The organism is Pseudomonas sp. TE50-2, assembly GCF_040813665.1.
GTDB lineage: Bacteria > Pseudomonadota > Gammaproteobacteria > Pseudomonadales > Pseudomonadaceae > Aquipseudomonas > Aquipseudomonas soli.
The window spans coordinates 2,495,001-2,512,958 of record NZ_JBFNXN010000001.1; the positions used below are offsets into that span (position 1 = coordinate 2,495,001).

Genomic DNA, 17,958 nt, shown 5'->3' on the forward strand with positions numbered 1-17,958 from the left:
GCCGATCATGCCGGTGAAGTCGCCGATCAGGAAGATGACCTGGTGGCCCAACTCCTGGAACTGACGCAGCTTGTTGATCAGCACCGTGTGCCCCAGGTGCAGGTCGGGCGCGGTTGGGTCGAAGCCCGCCTTGATGCGCAGCGGCTGGCCGCGCTTGAGCTTCTCCACCAGTTCCGACTCGACCAATACCTCTTCCGCACCGCGCTTGATAAGCGCCAGCTGCTCTTCAACCGACTTCATAGACAGACCCGCAACGCTAGGATTCAAGGGGAGCCAACCATACAAGATCGGCCATCAAATACAAGTTTCGCAACGGATTGTGACCCGAACGGCGCACCGCAACGTCTACGCGCCCTTGCGTGAGAATGGATTTGGTTATATTTTATACAGTTATTTCATCTTCATCATGTCATTCATCTTTTCCATTTCACCTTTTTCAAAGTCACCTTACCTATGACCAACGAAACGCCTAAAGCGCCCCCGCTTTATCCGAAAAGCCATCTGTTGGCCGCCAGCGGCATCGCCGCCCTTCTCAGTCTGGCTTTGCTGGTATTCCCGTCCAGCGAAGTGGAAGCCAAGAAAACCACCCTCAGCCTGGAGCTGGAAAGCCCGGCCGAACAGCTCAAGGACGAGTCCCGCGGCGCCCCGCTGGTACAGGCCGAGCAGAACAGCGACTCGCCCTTCGCCCAGATCGAAGGTGCAGAACCCGCAACCGCCAAGGCAGAACCCGTTCCAGCCCCTGCGGCCAAACCGGAGGACAAGGCCCCGGGTCACCGCGAAGTGGTCGTCAGCCGCGGTGATACGCTCTCGACCTTGTTCAACAAGGTCGGCCTGCCTGCCAACGTCGTTCACGACGTACTGGCCAGCAACAAGCAGGCCAAGCAGTTCAGCCAGCTCAAGCATGGCCAGGTGCTGCAGTTCGAGCTGGACAAGGACGGCCAGCTGGCAAGCCTGCACAGCAAGGTCAGTAACCTCGAGACCATCCGCCTGAACCGCACCGACAAGGGCTTCGCCTTCGAGCGCGAGGTCAGCAAGCCGGTGGTGCGCACCGCCTACGCCCACGGCGTGATCAAGAGCTCGCTGTCCGCCTCTGCCCAGCGCGCCGGCCTGTCCCACAGCATGACCATGGACATGGCGCGCATCCTCGGCTACGACATCGATTTCGCCCAGGACATCCGCCCGGGCGACGAATTCGACGTGGTCTACGAGCAGAAGATGATGGACGGCAAGGTGGTCGGCACCGGCAACATCCTCTCCGCCCGTTTCACCAACCGCGGCAAGACCTACACCGCCGTGCGCTACACCAACAAGCAGGGCAACACCAACTACTACACCGCCGACGGCAACAGCCTGCGCAAGGCGTTCATCCGCACCCCGGTGGATTTCGCCCGCATCAGCTCGCGGTTCTCCGCCGGCCGCAAGCACCCGATCCTCAACAAGATCCGTGCGCACAAGGGCGTGGACTACGCCGCGCCACGCGGCACGCCAATCAAGGCAGCAGGCGACGGTCGCATCGAGCTCGCCGGCCGCCGTGGCGGCTACGGCAACACCGTGATCATCGCCCACGGCAACTCGTACAAGACGCTCTATGGCCACATGCAGGGCTTCGCCAAGGGCATCAAGACCGGCTCCAGCGTCAAGCAGGGGCAGATCATCGGGTATATCGGCACCACCGGCCTTTCGACCGGCCCGCACCTGCACTACGAGTTCCAGGTCAATGGCGTGCACGTCGACCCACTCAGCCAGAAGGTGCCGATGGCCGATCCGATCGCCAAGGCCGAGCGCCAGCGCTTCAACCAGCAGAGCCAGCCCCTGATTGCCCGCATGGATCAGGAAAAGGCCACTCTGCTCGCAGCCAACAAGCGCTGAGCCCATGGCGCTCTACCTGGGGGTGATGTCCGGCACCAGCCTCGATGGCCTGGACATCGCCCTGATCGAGCAAAACGAGCAGCTGCGGCTGCTCGCCACCCACTACATCCCCATGCCCGTCGACCTGCGCCAGGATCTGCTCGGGCTCTGCGCCAGCGGCCCCGACGAGATCGCGCGTGCCGCCCTGGCAGAGAACCGCTGGGCCACGCTGGCCGCCCAGGGCATCAACCACTTGCTGGCCGCCCAAGGCCTGGAACCCGAGGCCATTCGCGCCATCGGCAGCCATGGCCAGACTGTTCGCCATGAGCCGGCCCGCGGCTTCACCGTGCAGATCGGCAACCCGGCCCTGCTGGCCGAACTCACCGGCATCTGCGTGGTGGGCGACTTCCGCCGCCGCGACGTGGCGGCAGGCGGCCAGGGCGCCCCCCTGGTACCGGCATTTCACGAAGCCTTGTTCGGCCATCTTGGCCACAGCCTGGCGATCCTCAACGTAGGCGGCTTCAGCAACCTCAGCCTGATCGAGCGGGACCAACCGGTACATGGCTTCGACTGCGGGCCGGGCAATGTGTTGCTGGATGCCTGGATCGAGCGCAAGCAAGGCCAGGCCTTTGATGCCAATGGCGCCTGGGCGGCCAGCGGCTGCGTGCAGCACGATCTGTTGAAGGCGCTGCTGAGCGATCCGTTCTTCGCTGGCAGCGGCCCGAAGAGCACCGGGCGCGAGGTATTCAACCTGCCGTGGCTGGATGCCCACCTGGCCCGGCTACCCGCTTATCGCGACGAAGACGTCCAAGCCACGCTGCTGGAGCTGACCGCCCACACCATCATCGACTCGCTACGCCAGGCTCAGTCAGGGACTGAAGCCCTGCTGGTCTGCGGTGGTGGTGCCCGCAACGGCGTCCTGATGGCTCGCCTGGCCGCCCTCCTGCCTGGGGCGAAGGTTGCCAGCACCGCCGCGCATGGCGTGGACCCCGACTGGGTGGAGGCCATGGCCTTCGCTTGGCTGGCCCACTGTTGCCTGGAAGGCATTCCCGCCAATCGGCCCAGTGTGACCGCCGCCAGAGGCCTGCGCATCCTCGGCGCGATCTACCCCGCCTGAATGCAAAACGCCGCGCAAATGCGCGGCGTTTTTATGCCCGACCCGATCAGATCGAGAACGACGAACCGCAACCGCAGGTGGTGGTGGCGTTCGGATTCTTGATCACGAAGCGCGAGCCTTCCAGGCCCTCCTGGTAATCCACCTCGGCGCCGGCCAGGTACTGGTAGCTCATCGGGTCGACGACCAGCGCGACGCCTTCGCGCTCGACGATAGTGTCGTCATCGGCCACGTCCTCATCGAAGGTGAAGCCGTACTGGAAGCCCGAGCAACCGCCGCCGGTCACGAACACACGCAGCTTCAGCCGCTCGTTGCCCTCTTCGCTGACCAAGGTCTTCACCTTGTGCGCAGCCCCGGGGGTGAACTCCAAAGCCGTGGGGGTGAAGGATTCGACGCTCATGTTGATTCTCCCGGCGCAGTGCCGCCATAAAACTCGATGGGGCGTATTATCCGCTTGTCCGAGAAAATCGGTCAACAATTGTGCGGCTTTAGTCGGCCCCACGAAAAAGGCCCGCACGCGGCGGGCCTTGGCGACGTACGCTGGCTTACGGCAGCAGGCCCGCGTGGGACAGGCCCATGCGTTCATCCAGGCCGAACAGGATGTTGAGGTTCTGCACCGCCTGGCCCGACGCGCCCTTGACCAGGTTGTCGATCACCGACAACACCACCACCAGATCACCGCCCTGCGGCCGGTGCACGGCGATGCGGCAGACGTTGGCACCGCGCACGCTGCGAGTTTCCGGGTGGCTGCCGGCGGGCATCACGTCGACGAACGGTTCATTGGCATAGCGCTTCTCGAACAGCGCCTGCAGGTCGACAGAAGTGTCGGCGACCGTCGCATAGAGCGTGGCATGGATGCCGCGGATCATCGGGGTCAGGTGCGGCACGAAGGTCAGGCCGATGTCCTTGCCGGCTGCCTGGCGCAGGCCCTGGCTGATCTCCGGCAGGTGACGGTGGCCCTTGACCGCATAGGCCTTCATGCTTTCACCAGCCTCGCAGAACAGCGAGCCCACAGCGGCACCACGCCCGGCGCCGCTGACGCCCGACTTGCAGTCGGCGATCAGGCGCGACGGATCGGCCAGGCCGGCTTCCAACAATGGCAGCAAGCCCAGCTGGGTAGCGGTCGGGTAGCAACCCGGCACCGCAATCAGGCGCGCTTGGCGGATTTTCTCGCGATTCACCTCGGGCAAGCCGTAGACCGCATCCTTGAGCAGCTCTGGAGCACCATGGGGCTGGCCGTACCACTTGCCCCACTCGACAGCGTCCTGCAGGCGGAAGTCGGCGGACAGGTCGATGACCTTGGTCCCGGCGGCCAGCAACTCGCCGGCCAAGGCGTGGGCGACACCGTGGGGCGTGGCGAAGAACACCACATCGCAGGCAGCCAGGGTCTTGCTGTCCGGAACACTGAACGCCAGGCCGTCGTAGTGGCCGCGCAGGTTCGGATACATGTCGGCAACCGCCACGCCCGCCTCGGAGCGCGAAGTGATGACCGCCACTTCGGCCTGTGGATGCTGCGCCAGCAGACGCAGCAGTTCGACACCGGTGTAACCCGTGCCGCCGACGATACCGACCTTGATCATGACGCTTGCCCCTTATCAACGAGACCACTGGAAAGCGCACGATAATAGGGGGCCAAGGCGCCTGTAACAACTCTTGGGATGACCCTTCGGCCCCTTGGCCTCTACTATCTGACGACCGTGAAAACCTGAAGGAACTCCCCATGCTCTATCTATGGATCAAGGCGCTGCATATCGTCAGCGTGGTCTGCTGGTTCGCTGGCCTGTTCTACCTGCCACGGCTGTTCGTCTATCACGCCCAGAGCCAGGACAGTATCAGCCTTGAGCGCTTCGTCACCATGGAGCGCAAGCTGTACCGGGGCATCATGAACCCGGCGATGATCGCCACCTATGTGTTCGGCGGCTGGATGCTGTACCTGAACCCCGGCTGGCTGAGCCAGGGCTGGCTGCACGCCAAGCTCACCCTGGTCGCGCTGCTCACCGTCTACCATCACATGTGCGGCGCCCAGCGCAAACGCTTCGCCGCCGGCACCAACACCCGCAGCCACGTGTACTACCGCTGGTTCAACGAAGCACCGGTGCTGATGCTGCTGGGCGTCGTAATTCTCGTGGTGGTCAAACCGTTCTGACGATATCCACCCGCCTACAGGAGTTTCGCCATGTCCCTGCCCGCCTCGCTCGCAAAACATCTGCGCCTGCCTCTGGTCGCGGCGCCGATGTTCCTGATTTCCAACCCCCGGCTTGTGCTGGCCTGCTGCGCCAATGGCGTGGTGGGCAGCTTCCCGGCCCTGAATCAGCGTGACAGTGCAGGGTTCAAGGCCTGGCTGGAGGAGATCGAAGCAGGGCTGGCCGAACTGCAGGCACCCGCTCCCTATGCGGTCAATCTCATCGTGCACCCGAGCAACCCGCGTCTGCAGGCCGACCTCGCACTGTGCGTCGAGCATCGGGTCCCCATCGTCATCACCAGCCTTGGCGCAGTGAAGGAGGTGGTCGACGCGGTGCACGGCTATGGCGGCCTGGTTTTCCATGACGTGACCACCCGCCGCCACGCCGAGAAGGCCGCAGAGGCAGGTGTCGACGGGCTGATCGCCGTGGCGGCCGGAGCCGGGGGCCATGCCGGCACCTGGAGCCCGTTCGCCCTGGTTGCGGAGATCCGCCAGTTCTTCGACAAGACCCTGCTGCTGGCGGGCTGCCTCAACCATGGTCACGAACTGCTGGCCGCACAGTTGCTGGGGGCGGACCTGGGCTACATGGGCACACGCTTCATCGCCACCCGCGAGAGCCAGGCCCAGGACGCCTACAAACAGATGATCCTGGGCGCGGGTGCGGCCGATATCGTGCATACCCCGGCGGTGTCCGGCATCCCCGCCAGCTTCCTGCGCCAGAGCCTCGAGCAGGCAGGGTACGACCTGGCCGCGCTCAAGAGCAGCCACGAGGCTGGCAAGCTCAAGCCGCTGGACGAGGAAGCCAAGGCCTGGAAGACCGTATGGTCGGCCGGCCAGGGTGTCGGCGAAATCCATGACCTGCCCACTGCCGGTGACCTGATCGGGCGCTTGCAGGACGAATACCGAGCGGCCCTCGAGCGCAGCCAGCAGCTGCGCAGCAACGCCTTGTAGCAAAACGGCCACGCTGTACACTAGGCGCCCCTTTCGCCCCAGGAGCCTTGCATGACCCGTTACGCCATGATCACTGGTGCCTCCAGCGGCCTGGGCCTGGCCCTGGCGGAGGCTCTGGCGCGGCGCGGGCGCAACCTGATCCTGGTGGCACGCCAGCGCGAAACGCTGGAGCCGGTGGCCATCGAACTCACCCAACGCTTTGGCGTGGAAGTGCTGTTCCGTGCCTGCGACCTCAGCCAACCCTTGCGCCTGTCGGGCTTCGTGCTCGAGCTGGAGGAAGGCGAGCGGCGTATCGACCTTCTGGTCAACTGCGCGGGGCAGCGAACCTACGGGCCATTCCTGGCGCATGAATGGGCCGATGAGCAGGACCTGCTCGAGGTCAACATCCTCGCGCTCAGTCGCCTGTGCCATGCGATCGGCAACCTGATGGCGATCCAGGGTGGCGGGCAGATCCTCAATGTCGCGGGACTTGCCGGCGTCGCCCCCGGGCCGTGGATGGCTGCCTATGCGGCCAGCAAGGCCTATGTGCTGAGTTTTTCCGATGCGTTGCGCGAAGAGCTGAAACGCACCGGGATCAAAGTGTCGGTGCTGTGCCCCGGACCGGTGCGCTCAGCCAGACGTCGCATTCCCCGGCTGGAAGGCAACACCCGCTGCCTGAGCCCCGAGGAAATCGCCCTGTATGCGGTGCGCGCCCTGGACAAAAACCGCGCCCTGATCCTGCCCGGCAGGCGCAACCGCTGGCTGGCCTTCGCCCCACGCCTGCTACCGCGCTGGCTGGCGCGCAAGCTGGCCGGTGTCATCCATCGGCGCTACTGCCCGGTCGGCATGGAATAGCCACTGGGCGAGCAGCGTCGGGCTCAGTACACTCAGCCCCGACACTCACCATGGAGCACGTGCTGTGGACGATCTATTCCTCAAAATCATCAACCGGGAAATCCCGGCGGATATCATCTATGAAGATGACCAGATCCTGGCCTTCAAGGACATTGCCCCAGCGGCACCTGTGCATTTTCTGGTCATTCCGAAAAAACACATCCGCACCCTCAACGACCTGACCGAAGAGGACAAGGCCCTGGCCGGCCATATCCTGTTCACCGCCCAGCGCCTGGCCGTCGAGCAGGGCTGCGAGGAAGGCTTCCGCGTGGTCATGAACTGCAACCCGAAAGGCGGCCAGACCGTCTACCACATCCACATGCACGTGCTTGGCCAGCGCCAGATGCACTGGCCACCGGGCTGATCCAAGGCAAGCCCGCCCAAGGGTATTGAGGTAGACTGTCGGGCATCACTTCAGCGGAGGTGCCCGATGGCTACCGAACGTCACTACTCGCCGCTCGACCGCTTGTTGCTGCAGGCCGATACCGCCATGCGCACCTTGCTGCCCTTCAGCGGCCAACCCGCCCGTCCCTCGCCGGCCATCGTCCAGCCGGACGCCGAGCTCGACGAGCAGCAGAGCCGTCATATCGCCGGCCTGATGCGCATCAACCACACCGGCGAAGTCTGTGCCCAGGCGCTGTACCAGGGCCAGGCCCTGACCGCCAAGCTGCCCCAGGTGCGCAAGGCCATGGAGCATGCGGCCGAAGAAGAAATCGACCACCTGGCCTGGTGCGAGCAGCGTATTCGCCAGCTCAACAGCCACCCCAGCGTGCTCAACCCGGTGTTCTACGGCCTGTCGTTCGGCATCGGCGCCCTCGCTGGGCTGGTCAGCGACAAGGTCAGCCTGGGCTTCGTCGCCGCCACCGAGCATCAGGTGTGCAAGCACCTGGACGAACACCTTGAGCAGATCCCCGAGAACGACGGCAAGTCCCGCGCCATCCTCGAACAGATGCGCGTCGACGAGGAACACCATGCCGAATCCGCGCTGGAAGCCGGCGGCTACCGCTTCCCGGCGCCCGTGCGCTTTGGCATGAGCCTGCTGGCCAAGGTCATGACCAAGAGCACCTACCGAATCTGAGACGCGCACCATGGAACGTTTCGACGCCAGGGACCTGGCACGCGCCGTAAGCGCCGGCGTGCTGCACCCGGGGCAGGACCAGGCCTTGCTGGCCTTCCTGCGCCAGCAGCCGGAAAGCCGCGCCAGCTTCCAGCTGGCCCATGTGGCGTTCTACTTCGGCGCACTGTTGATCATGGGTGCCATGGGCTGGTTGCTCACCGAGGCCTGGATGCGTATAGGCGACGGTGCACTGCTGGCCATCGCCCTGCTCTACATCGCCGGAATCACCCTGTTCGCCCTGTCGCTGCAACGACGCAACCAGCCTGTCGCCGCCGGCGTGCTGGCCGCCGTGGCGGTCAGCATCGTGCCGCTGGCGGTGTTCGCTATCGAGCGCCTGGCAGGCTGGTGGCCGCTGGACGACGCCCAGGGCGACTACCACCAGTACTACACCTACGTGCAGGGTGGCTGGTTGGCGATGGAGGCAGCGACGGTACTGGCTGGACTGCTGATGCTGCGCCTGATTCCCTTCCCTTTCATCGTCATGCCGATCGCGGTGGCCCTGTGGTTCATGTCCATGGACCTGAGCGAGTGGTTCCATGGCGACCTGTTCAGCTGGGAGCAACGGCGCACGGTCTCGCTGTGGTTCGGCCTGGGCCTGCTGCTGGTATTTCTGGTGATCGACGGACGCACCCGCCGGGACTATGCCTTCTGGGGCTATCTCGCCGGCCTGGCGGCGTTCTGGGGCGGGCTGACGCTGATGGACAGCGGCAGCGAGTGGGGCAAGGCGCTGTACTGCCTGATCAACCTGGGACTGATGGGCCTGGCCGTCCTGCTGCGCCGCCCCGTGTTCATGGTGTTCGGAGCGATGGGGGTGGCGGCCTATCTGGGCTATCTGTCCTACGAGGTGTTCGCCGATTCCCTGCTGTTCCCGGTCATACTGACCTTGATCGGCCTCGGCGTGATCGGTCTCGGCGTGCTGTACCAGAAGCGACGTGAGGCATTGAGCGAGCAGCTTCGGGCACAGCTACCCGAACGCCTGTTGCAACTGCTGCCGGCATTGCGTCGCTGAACATGGGACGATCGCTCACCCGGCTGCTGCAGGGCCTTGGCCTGATCCCGGTCGCCTATCTGTTCGTTTGTCTGATGGTCGCCAGTGTCGGGCAAAGCACTTTCAACCTGGAACTGCCGACGCTTACCGACCCTGACAGCAACAGCACCGCTGAGCTGATGCTCGGCACACTGCCCGCGCAATTGCTGTTCCTGCTGCTCAGCGTGTTTTTAGCCAGCCGCCAACTGCTGATCGGCACGTTCGTGCTCGCTGGCACGTTGGCTGCGTGGCTGCAGTGCCAGGTGTTTGCCGAACACTTCGGCACCACCTGGAGCAGCAGCGAAATCCTCATCCTGCTCGGGGTGAATACGCCCTGGCTGGTGCTTGCGCTGATCCCGGGGCTCGCGTTGCTGCTAGGTGTCGAACGCCTGCACAAGCAAAGCGCCTGACCGGCAGGCGCTGCCTTCGATCAACCGAGTTCGACGATTTCGTAACCGTGGGTGATCTCCACACCGGCACGCTCAAGCATGATCGACGCCGAGCAGTACTTCTCGGCCGATAGTTCCACTGCGCGCTTGACCTGCGCCTCTTTCAGCCCTCGCCCTTTGACCACGAAGTTCATGTGGATCTTGGTAAACACCTTGGGGTCTTCACCAGCGCGCTCGGCTTCAAGGAAGGCTTCGCAGCTTTCCACGGCCTGGCGGGATTTCTTGAGGATGCTGACCACGTCGAAGCTGCTGCAGCCACCCAGGCCAAGCAGGAGCATTTCCATCGGGCGCACGCCCAGGTTGCGGCCTCCGGCTTCGGGCGGGCCGTCCATGACCACGACGTGGCCACTCCCCGACTCGCCAAGGAACATCGCTTCACCGGCCCACTGGATGCGTGCCTTCATCTATCCGGACTCCCGATCTCGTAAAAGGGTGTCAGCTTAGACCTTGCGAGGCTGTCGGAAAAGCTCAAGCCGCGGCGCTTTTGTGCCGATTCAAGTTGAAGTGTCTGATAAGCTGGCGCCAAATGACTGGCGCGTGCTGCCAGGCAGCCTCTATAAAAAGCCAATGCGTCGCATCGAACAGGATTTCGTGATGGTCTCCTCAGCCCTGCCACCCAAGATCAAGAACATCGACAAGCTGCTGGCCCACTGCCAACGCCGCCGCTACGCCGCCAAGAGCAACATCATCTGCGCCGGTGACCGGGCCGAGACCTTGTCGTTCATCATCAAGGGTTCGGTGACCATCCTGATCGAGGACGACGACGGCCACGAGATGATCATCGCCTACCTCAACAGCGGTGACTTCTTCGGCGAGCTGGGGCTGTTCGAGCCAGCCGGCCAGGAGCATCAGCGCAGCGCCTGGGTCCGTGCCAAGACCGAGTGCGAAGTGGCCGAGATCGGTTACGACAAGTTCCGGGAGCTGGCGCGTCTGGAGCCGGACATCCTCTACGCCCTGGGTAGCCAGATGGCCCAGCGCCTGCGCAACACCACGCGCAAGGTCGGCGACCTGGCGTTCTTCGACGTCACCGGCCGCGTCGCCCGCTGCCTGCTCGACCTGTGCAAGCAGCCTGACGCCATGACCCACCCCGATGGCATGCAGATCAAGATCACCCGCCAGGAGATCGGTCGTATAGTCGGTTGTTCACGGGAGATGGTCGGCCGCGTCCTCAAGGACCTCGAGGAACGCAGCCTGGTGCAGGTCAAGGGCAAGACCATGGTGGTCTACGGCACCCGTTAGTCCTGCGGCAGCTCCGCCAGCACTTGCTCATAGGCCCGGCTCAGACGCTCGAACCAGGGAGCCGCAGGCGCCACCTCGTGCAGGGCGATGTGGCTGTCGGCACGGCAGCGCTGATCCAGTTCGCAGCATTCATTGAAGCGGTTGACCGCCGCAACCATCGATTCGCGTTCGTTGTCCAGCAACAGCGCGCCATGCACCAACACCACCGGGCGCTTGCCTCCCAGCCCCTGGCGCCAGCGCTGGGCCGTGCCGACCAGCTTGCGGCCATTGAGGTTGACGTTGTAGCGGCCATCGCAGAAAGCGCCTTCGATTTCCCCCACCGAGGCCACACCGCCCCATTCGCGCAGGACATCGCACAGCGGCAGGCACAGACGCTCGTAGGCGTTCTCGATACGCCCCTGGTCCCCCTCGCTACGCGGGGCCACGTAGACCAGTGCCACGTTGACGGTCGCATGGGATTGCGGCACCGGCTCGCCACCGGTTTCGCGCAGCAGCACTGGCCAGCCGGCGATGGCCAGCTCGGCGCAAGCGGCCTCGAAGTTGTCCAGGCGGCTCATGCGCCGGGGCATGACCAGGGCATGGTCGGTCGGGCGCCAGAACAGCACGCCGGATTCGCGTTCGCCGCGGCAGACGGCGGCCAGCAGGTCCTGTTCGGCGTGCAGGCCCTGTTCGACGGTAAGGGCCAGGGGTTGATCGGTCATTGATCCACCTTTGATGTGATGTTCACCGCCCTCATCGCGGGGCAAGCCCGCTCCCACGTTGGGACGGTGCCCCGCGATGAAGCTCTCGAATACAAAAAAGCCGGCAAACGATGCCGGCTCTCTGTTCGATCAGTCCAGTTGCTGAACGGTCTTCTTCACCTGTTCGGGGAAGAACAACCGCTGCAGCTCCAACCCTGGCTGCTCGGCGCGCATGAACGCCTCGCCGACCAGGAACGAATACACCTCGTTGATTTCCATCAGCTCGACATCGGCACGGTTGAGAATGCCGCTCTCGGTGATGGCCAGGCGATCGCGGGGGATACGCGGCAGCAGGTCGAGGGTAGTCTCCAGGCTGACTTCGAAGGTATGCAGGTTGCGGTTGTTGACACCGACCAACGGTGTATCGAGGGTCTTCAACGCACGCTCCAGCTCATCGCCGTCATGCACTTCGACCAGCACGTCGAGACCGACGTCCTTGGCCGTGGCCGCCAGCTCGGCCATTTTCACGTCATCCAGCGCTGACACGATCAACAGCACGCAGTCGGCACCCAGGGCGCGGGCCTCGACGATCTGATAAGGATCGACCATGAAGTCCTTGCGGATCACCGGCAGCGAAACGGCGGCACGCGCCTGCTGCAGGTAGATGTCAGCGCCCTGGAAGTAGTCCACGTCGGTCAGCACCGACAGGCAGGTCGCGCCACCCTTCTCGTAGCTGACGGCAATTTCCGCCGGCACGAAGTTTTCGCGGATCACGCCCTTGCTCGGCGAAGCCTTCTTGATTTCGGCGATGACCGCCGGCTGCTTGCGCCTGGCCTGCTCGATCAGGGCATTGGCAAAGCCACGCGGGGCATCGGCCGCCTTGGCCAGGCGCTCGAGCTCACCCAGGCTGACCTGCGCGCTGCGCTCGGCCACTTCCTGGAATTTGCGGGCGATGATCCTTTCCAGCACCGTCGGTACGCTCATGCTTCGTTCTCCACCTTGAATACCGCGGTAAAGGCGCCCAGCTCCTGCAGTTTCTCCCAGGCCAGGCCGGTGTGCAGGACATCGTGAGCCAGCTCGACACCCTGGGCCAGGGTCATCGCGTGATCAGCGGCATACAGCGCCGCGCCAGCGTTGAGCACGATCATCTCGGCGGCCTTCTGGCCGTTCTCGGTCTTGCGTCGGCCCAGGGCATCGCGGATCAGTTCCAGCGAGGCCTGCGGGCCGTCGACCGCCAGGCCATGGAGGCTCTGGCTCTTCATGCCGAGGTCTTCCGGCTCGACCCAATACTCGGTGATCTGGTCGTTCTTCAGTTCAGCGACAAAGGTTGGCGCAGCCAGGCTGAACTCGTCCAGGCCATCCTTGGAGTGCACCACCAGCACATGCTTGCTGCCCATGCGCTGCAGCACTTCGGCCAATGGGCGGCACAGGGCCTGGGTGAACACGCCGACCACCTGGTGCTTCACACCGGCCGGATTCGTAAGCGGGCCGAGCATGTTGAACAAGGTACGCAGCCCCAGCTCGCGACGCGGGCCGGCGGCGTGCTTCATCGCGGTATGGTGGGTCTGGGCGAACATGAAGCCGATGCCGAGGCTGTCGATGCAGCGGGCCACCTGCACCGGGGTCAGGTTCAGGTAGATGCCGGCAGCTTCCAGCAGGTCGGCGCTGCCGCTCTTGCCGGAGACGGCGCGGTTGCCGTGCTTGGCCACCGTGCAGCCCGCAGCCGCCAGCACGAAGGCCGAGGCGGTGGACACGTTGAAGATGTTGGCGCCGTCGCCGCCGGTGCCGACGATGTCGACCACGCCGTCGAGGGTCTTGAGCTCGACCTTGTCGGCCAGCTCACGCATCACCGACACCGCGCCGACGATCTCGTCGATGCTCTCGCTCTTCATGCGCATGCCCATGAGGAAGGCGCCGATCTGCGCCTCACTGCACTGGCCGGTCATGATCTGGCGCATGACGTCGCGCATTTCCTCGGTGGACAGGTCCAGGTGGCCGACAATGCGGCTCAAAGCGGTCTTGATTTCCATGATCGGTCCTTAACGGCGTCCGCCGGTCTGCTTGAGGAAGTTGGCGAACAGCTCGTGTCCCTGCTCGGTGAGGATGGATTCCGGGTGGAACTGTACCCCCTCCACGTTCAGGGTTTTATGACGCAGGCCCATGATCTCGTCGACGGAGCCGTCTTCATGCGCGGTCCAGGCGGTCACTTCCAGGCAGTCGGGCAACGTGTCGCGCTTGACCACCAGCGAGTGGTAGCGGGTCACGGTGAGCGGGTTGTTCAAGCCAGCGAACACACCCAGGTCGCGGTGGAACACCGGGCTGGTCTTGCCGTGCATCACCTGGCGGGCACGCACCACGTCACCGCCATAGGCCTGGCCGATGGACTGGTGACCCAGGCACACGCCGAGGATCGGCAGCTTGCCGGCAAAGTGCAGGATGGCCTCGATGGACACACCGGCCTCGCTCGGCGTGCAGGGGCCCGGGGAGACAACGATGCGTTCGGGGTTCAGGGCTTCGATCTGGGCGATGGTCATTTCGTCATTGCGAATGACCTTGACCTCTGCACCGAGCTCGCCGAGGTACTGCACGACGTTGTAGGTGAAGGAGTCGTAATTGTCGATCATCAGTAACATCTGGAACGAACCTCTTGAATACTGACTTTTGATTCGAGCCTTCCCTGCTGCCATGGGCGCGGGAAAATTCCGCGGTGAGCGGCGGTTAAAGCGAAGGGAAGGCAAACAGGAGCGGGCCGGGCATGCCGGCAAGAGATAAAGTCAGGCGCGCCAACGCCAACGGGCGACGGCCTTGATAACGCGCATCAAGAGTTTGCTGACGATCAACACGGGGTAGGTCTCGTTCATACGTCAGGGCACAGTAGCCTACCGGGGCGACGGGCGCAATACGCCCGTAAACACTGGGAAACCAATGCGATGGTGGGCGAAGACCGGCGATTTGCTAAGGTCATGCGGCTTGCTTCGATAAAAACAACGAAAAGGATATTCATGCATGCGCAAGACTCCCTTCCTGTACTCCGCCCTCGGCATCCTCGCCCTGGCTTGCAGCCAGGCGATGGCCGGCCCCTCCCCTTATTCATCGTTCATCGTCTTTGGCGACAGCCTCAGTGATGCCGGGCAGTTTCCCGACCTGACCGGCGGCACGCCAGGCATGCGTTTCACCAACCGCGATGCCGATGGCAACTACGCGCCCGTATCGCCGATGATCCTGGGGGGCAGGCTGGGCTTTTCGGGAACTGCCCTGGGACCATCGACATCACTCAGCAACCAGTTGCAAGGCACGCCCGACGGCAACAACTGGGCCGTGGGCGGCTACACCACCCAGCAGATCCTCGACTCGATCACCGACACCTCGAAAGCCGTCATCCCGCCCGGGCGCCCTGGCGCGGGGGTGGTCCTGCGCGAGCGTGACGGTTACCTGGCCAACGGCCTGCGCGCCGACCCCAATGCCCTGTACTACCTGACCGGTGGCGGCAACGACTTCCTCCAGGGCCTGGTCAACAGCCCCGCGACCGCAGCCGCAGCAGGTGCCCGCCTGGCGGCCAGCGCCCAGGCGCTGCAACAGGGCGGAGCGCGCTACATCATGGTCTGGCTGCTGCCAGACCTGGGCCAGACACCGAACTTCAGCGGCACGCCCCAGCAAGGACCGCTGTCGCAGCTGTCCGGCGTGTTCAACCAGTCGCTGGTCAGCCAGCTCGGGCAGATCGACGCCGAGATCATTCCGCTCAACATTCCCACCCTGTTGCAGGAGGCCCTCACCAACCCCGCCCAGTTCGGCCTGGCCGCCGACCAGAACCTGGTCGGCACCTGCTACAGCGGCGACGGCTGCGTGGGCAACCCGGTCTACGGGCTGAACGGCACGACCCCGGACCCGAGCCGGCTGCTGTTCAACGACTCGGTGCACCCGACCATCGCCGGCCAGCGGTTGATCGCCGACTATGCCTATTCGATCCTGGCCGCACCGTGGGAGCTGACCCTGCTCCCGGAAATCGCCCACGCCAGCATCCGCGCCCACCAGGATGAACTGCGCAACCAGTGGCAGACACCCTGGCAGGCCGTCGGTCAATGGCAGGCCTTCGTCGCCACCGGCGGCCAGGACCTGGACTTCGGCAGCCAGCGCAGCGCCGCCAGTGGTGACGGGCGCGGCTACAACCTGACCCTCGGCGGCAGCTACCGGCTCGAAGACGCCTGGCGCGTGGGGGTGGCGGCCGGTGTGTACCGACAAAAGCTCGAGGCGGGCCAGGATGATTCGGACTACAAGCTCGACAGCTACCTGGCCAGCGCCTTCGCCCAGTTCCGCCAGGATCGCTGGTGGGCTGATGCGGCATTGACCGCCGGTCACCTGGATTACCGCGACCTCAAGCGCACCTTCGCCCTGGGTGTGAACGACCGCAGCGAGAAAGGCGACACCGATGGCGAGGCCTGGGCCGTCACCGGCCGGGTGGGCTACAACCTGGCGCCCGAGAGCAGCCACTGGCAACTGGCGCCGTTCATCAGTGCCGACTATGCGCGGGTCAAGGTCGATGGCTACGACGAGAAGAGCGGCCGCTCCACGGCGCTCGGTTTCGACGACCAGGAACGTACGTCGCGCCGGCTCGGAGCCGGCCTGCTGGGTAGCGTGCAAGTGCTGCCGACGACAAAGCTGTTTGCCGAGGTGGCCCGCGAGCATGAGTTCGAGGATGACCAGCAGGACTTGCGCATGCACCTGACCAGCCTGCCGGCAAACGACTTCACCCTCACCGGCTATACACCGCACAGCAACCTGACGCGGGCCAGCCTGGGGGTGAGCCATGAACTGGTGCCAGGGGTGAACCTGCGGGGGAACTACAACTGGCGCAAGAGTGATGAGTTGCGCCAGCAGGGAGTGAGCGTGGCATTGAGCCTGGACTTCTGATTTGTCGGGGCCGCGTTGCGGCCCCGATCAACCTACTTGGAGCAGGTCTGCTCGGCCAGCGCCACCGCACGGAACATCGCCCGGCGCTTGTTGATGGTCTCTTCCCACTCCAGCGCCGGCACCGAGTCGGCGACAATGCCGCCACCGGCCTGCACATGCAGTTCACCGTCCTTGATCACCGCGGTGCGGATGGCGATGGCGGTATCCATGTTGCCGTTCCAGGCAAAATAGCCCACCGCGCCACCGTAGACACCGCGCTTGACCGGTTCGAGCTCGTCGATGATTTCCATCGCGCGGATCTTCGGCGCACCCGACAGGGTGCCGGCCGGCAGGATCGCCCGCAGTGCGTCCATGGCGGTCAGGCCTTCCCGCAGCTGACCAGTGACGTTGGACACGATATGCATGACGTTCGAGTAACGCTCGATCACCATCTTCTCGGTCAGGCGCACACTGCCGGTGGACGATACACGGCCCACGTCGTTGCGCCCCAGGTCGATCAGCATGAGGTGCTCGGCGATTTCCTTGTCATCCGACAGCAGGTCGTCTTCCAGGGCCCGGTCGGCTTCTTCGGTGGCGCCACGCGGGCGGGTACCGGCGATCGGGCGCACGGTCACCAGGTTGTCTTCGACCCGCACCAGCACTTCCGGCGAGCTACCGACCACATGGAAGTCGCCGAAATTGAAGAAGTACATGTACGGCGTCGGGTTGAAGCAACGCAGCGCCCGGTAAAGGTCGATGGGCGCGGCCTTGAAGTCGATGGACATGCGCTGGGACGGCACCACCTGCATGCAGTCGCCGGCCAGGATGTACTCCTTGATCCGGCCCACCGCGCTTTCGTAGTCGTCACGGGTGTAGCTGGAGCGGAACTCGGGCTCGGCCGCCTGCGGCCCGCTCAAGTCCAGGCCGCGGCGCGGGGTGATCGGCTGGCGGAGGGTGTCCAGCAAACCTTGCAGGCGGGCATGGCCCTGCTCGAACGCTTGTTCTTCGGCCGGATCGACCAGCACGATCGCATGCATCTTGCCGGCCAGGTTGTCGAACACCACCACCGCGTCGGAGACCATCAGCAGGATATCCGGCACACCCAGCGGATCGGGGTTCGGGCTGGCGCCCAGGCGTTTTTCCACGTAGCGCACGCAGTCGTAGCCGAAGTAACCGACCAGGCCACCATTGAAGCGCGGCAAGCCTGGGATGTCAGCGACCTTGTAACGGTCCTTGAACGCCTCGACGAAAGCCAGCGGGTCTTCGACGTCGTGGCTTTCCACCTCGACGCCATCCTGCAGGATGCTCACATGGTAGCCATGCACACGCATGACGGTGCGCGACGGCAGGCCGATCATCGAGTAGCGGCCCCATTTCTCGCCACCTTGCACGGACTCGAGCAGGTAGGAGTTGGGCTGGTCAGCCAGTTTCAGGTAGATCGACAGCGGCGTGTCGAAGTCAGCCAGGGTTTCGCAGGCCAGTGGGATGCGGTTGTAGCCGGCAGCGGCCAGGCGCAGGAATTCTTCGCGGGTCATGTGTAGCCTCGGGGCAAGCAGCAATGGGGTCGGGCAAACGGATGTACCGGCAGGCG

At 64.4% G+C, this 17,958-nt stretch carries 20 protein-coding genes (1 of these 20 cut by a window edge); 11 read left to right on the forward strand and 9 right to left on the reverse strand.

Annotated features, from left to right (window positions below):
* A protein-coding gene (tyrS, locus tag AAHK21_RS11450) for a tyrosine--tRNA ligase (protein ID WP_214500663.1) crosses the window boundary here: on the reverse strand, positions 1–240 show its start. It extends 960 nt beyond the left edge of the window; 240 of the gene's 1,200 nt are visible here — the first part of the coding sequence; its start codon is at positions 238–240; its stop codon lies beyond the left edge, outside the window.
* 213 nt (positions 241–453) lie between these two features.
* Between tyrS and AAHK21_RS11455 the strand changes: the two genes are divergently transcribed.
* Positions 454–1,869, forward strand: a complete 1,416-nt coding sequence (locus tag AAHK21_RS11455) for a peptidoglycan DD-metalloendopeptidase family protein (protein WP_367857277.1) — start codon at positions 454–456, stop codon at positions 1,867–1,869.
* 4 nt (positions 1,870–1,873) lie between these two features.
* Positions 1,874–2,965 carry an anhydro-N-acetylmuramic acid kinase gene (locus tag AAHK21_RS11460; RefSeq protein WP_367857278.1) on the forward strand — a complete coding sequence of 364 codons (1,092 nt, stop codon included), beginning with the start codon at positions 1,874–1,876 and terminating at the stop codon, positions 2,963–2,965.
* 46 nt (positions 2,966–3,011) lie between these two features.
* Here AAHK21_RS11460 and erpA read toward each other — a convergent pair whose 3' ends face one another.
* Together erpA and argC are read right to left on the reverse strand one after the other, a co-directional pair.
* Positions 3,012–3,362, reverse strand: a complete 351-nt coding sequence (gene erpA / locus AAHK21_RS11465; RefSeq protein ID WP_046857357.1) for an iron-sulfur cluster insertion protein ErpA — start codon at positions 3,360–3,362, stop codon at positions 3,012–3,014.
* A gap of 145 nt (positions 3,363–3,507) precedes the next feature.
* Positions 3,508–4,542, reverse strand: a complete 1,035-nt coding sequence (gene argC / locus AAHK21_RS11470) for an N-acetyl-gamma-glutamyl-phosphate reductase (RefSeq protein ID WP_046857358.1) — start codon at positions 4,540–4,542, stop codon at positions 3,508–3,510.
* A gap of 140 nt (positions 4,543–4,682) precedes the next feature.
* On the opposite strand from argC, the gene hemJ reads away from it, so the two are divergent.
* From hemJ to AAHK21_RS11505, 7 genes are all read left to right on the forward strand, one after another.
* Complete coding sequence (gene hemJ, locus AAHK21_RS11475) at positions 4,683–5,108, forward strand: protoporphyrinogen oxidase HemJ (RefSeq protein WP_023629310.1); 426 nt, start codon at positions 4,683–4,685, stop codon at positions 5,106–5,108.
* A 30-nt stretch (positions 5,109–5,138) separates the two neighbouring features.
* Positions 5,139–6,095 carry a nitronate monooxygenase family protein gene (locus AAHK21_RS11480; RefSeq protein WP_217868080.1) on the forward strand — a complete coding sequence of 319 codons (957 nt, stop codon included), beginning with the start codon at positions 5,139–5,141 and terminating at the stop codon, positions 6,093–6,095.
* A 51-nt stretch (positions 6,096–6,146) separates the two neighbouring features.
* Positions 6,147–6,929: an SDR family NAD(P)-dependent oxidoreductase gene (locus AAHK21_RS11485; protein ID WP_367857279.1), complete on the forward strand. Its 783-nt coding sequence runs from the start codon at positions 6,147–6,149 to the stop codon at positions 6,927–6,929.
* Positions 6,930–6,993: 64 nt separating this feature from the next.
* Positions 6,994–7,332: a histidine triad nucleotide-binding protein gene (locus AAHK21_RS11490; RefSeq protein WP_011531867.1), complete on the forward strand. Its 339-nt coding sequence runs from the start codon at positions 6,994–6,996 to the stop codon at positions 7,330–7,332.
* A 66-nt stretch (positions 7,333–7,398) separates the two neighbouring features.
* Positions 7,399–8,046: a 2-polyprenyl-3-methyl-6-methoxy-1,4-benzoquinone monooxygenase gene (gene coq7 / locus AAHK21_RS11495; protein ID WP_023629307.1), complete on the forward strand. Its 648-nt coding sequence runs from the start codon at positions 7,399–7,401 to the stop codon at positions 8,044–8,046.
* A gap of 10 nt (positions 8,047–8,056) precedes the next feature.
* On the forward strand, positions 8,057–9,094 hold the full coding sequence (locus AAHK21_RS11500) for a DUF2157 domain-containing protein (RefSeq protein WP_094011453.1): 1,038 nt from the start codon (positions 8,057–8,059) through the stop codon (positions 9,092–9,094).
* A 2-nt stretch (positions 9,095–9,096) separates the two neighbouring features.
* Entirely contained in the window at positions 9,097–9,522 is a 426-nt protein-coding gene (locus AAHK21_RS11505; protein WP_367857280.1) for a hypothetical protein, read from the forward strand.
* Positions 9,523–9,542: 20 nt separating this feature from the next.
* On the opposite strand, the gene AAHK21_RS11510 is transcribed toward AAHK21_RS11505, so the two are convergent.
* Positions 9,543–9,965, reverse strand: coding sequence for an OsmC family protein (locus AAHK21_RS11510; RefSeq protein ID WP_023532673.1), 423 nt, complete (start codon positions 9,963–9,965; stop codon positions 9,543–9,545).
* Between the two features lie 190 nt (positions 9,966–10,155).
* Here AAHK21_RS11510 and crp point away from each other — a divergent pair, with 190 nt between their 5' ends.
* Entirely contained in the window at positions 10,156–10,800 is a 645-nt protein-coding gene (crp, locus tag AAHK21_RS11515; protein WP_031314625.1) for a cAMP-activated global transcriptional regulator CRP, read from the forward strand.
* Here the strand turns inward: crp and AAHK21_RS11520 are convergent.
* From AAHK21_RS11520 to AAHK21_RS11535, 4 genes are all read right to left on the reverse strand, one after another.
* The gene (locus AAHK21_RS11520) at positions 10,797–11,501 is read right to left on the reverse strand and encodes a biotin/lipoate A/B protein ligase family protein (protein ID WP_367857281.1); all 705 of its coding nucleotides are present in this window, start codon (positions 11,499–11,501) and stop codon (positions 10,797–10,799) included. The two genes, crp and AAHK21_RS11520, sit on opposite strands and share 4 nt — an antisense overlap.
* A gap of 129 nt (positions 11,502–11,630) precedes the next feature.
* Entirely contained in the window at positions 11,631–12,464 is an 834-nt protein-coding gene (gene trpC, locus AAHK21_RS11525; RefSeq protein WP_367857282.1) for an indole-3-glycerol phosphate synthase TrpC, read from the reverse strand.
* Entirely contained in the window at positions 12,461–13,510 is a 1,050-nt protein-coding gene (gene trpD / locus AAHK21_RS11530; RefSeq protein WP_046857363.1) for an anthranilate phosphoribosyltransferase, read from the reverse strand. Before trpD ends, trpC begins: the two co-directional genes overlap by 4 nt.
* 9 nt (positions 13,511–13,519) lie before the next feature.
* Entirely contained in the window at positions 13,520–14,113 is a 594-nt protein-coding gene (locus tag AAHK21_RS11535; RefSeq protein WP_046857364.1) for an aminodeoxychorismate/anthranilate synthase component II, read from the reverse strand.
* 373 nt (positions 14,114–14,486) lie between these two features.
* Between AAHK21_RS11535 and estP the strand changes: the two genes are divergently transcribed.
* Positions 14,487–16,388 (forward strand): esterase EstP, encoded by a 1,902-nt coding sequence (gene estP / locus AAHK21_RS11540; protein WP_367857283.1) that lies wholly within the window; start codon positions 14,487–14,489, stop codon positions 16,386–16,388.
* A 32-nt stretch (positions 16,389–16,420) separates the two neighbouring features.
* Here the strand turns inward: estP and trpE are convergent, their stop codons facing one another.
* Positions 16,421–17,902, reverse strand: a complete 1,482-nt coding sequence (gene trpE, locus AAHK21_RS11545) for an anthranilate synthase component I (protein ID WP_367857284.1) — start codon at positions 17,900–17,902, stop codon at positions 16,421–16,423.
* Positions 17,903–17,958: the final 56 nt, after the last annotated feature.